Below are 388 nucleotides of genomic sequence, written 5' to 3'. Positions count from 1 at the left end.
ACTGTTGCCCCGGAAGGTGGATCACATCGAACATCGACTGTCGAGATATTACTCCCATACAGTGAGGTCTCAGTGGATGGGAACCAGGTCCGCCCGGCAACTATCACGAACACGGTTAACGATGTAATCGACACGCTCGGAACATCGCTTCGCGAAGGCAACACACTTACAGACGACTCGAAAGCGGACCTCCTCTATGAGATCACGAAAACCTACATCACCATCGGTGAGTTCGAGGAAGGAGATCTAGTCTACTTCGATGACATCGTCGAGTTTTGTCTGTCACTGCCGAAGGCAAGGAATCAATTTGAATCACCAGACAACAGTGCCGAACCAACAATCCGTGAACTGCTCGGAAGTGAGGGGTACATGGACCGAATAAGGGACT

1 protein-coding gene is annotated in these 388 nt (G+C 50.8%); it reads left to right on the top strand.

From position 1 onward, the window contains the following. Nucleotides 1–72: 72 nt before the first annotated feature. Nucleotides 73–388: hypothetical protein (locus EXE44_RS18470; protein WP_137718082.1), on the top strand; the 316-nt coding region annotated here is incomplete at its 3' end.

The sequence above is a fragment of the Halorubrum sp. SS7 genome (assembly GCF_005435055.1).
Lineage (GTDB): Archaea > Halobacteriota > Halobacteria > Halobacteriales > Haloferacaceae > Halorubrum > Halorubrum salinarum.
The sequence above is the reverse complement of the archived record's forward strand: the minus strand, read 5'-3'. Positions and strand labels throughout refer to the sequence as shown.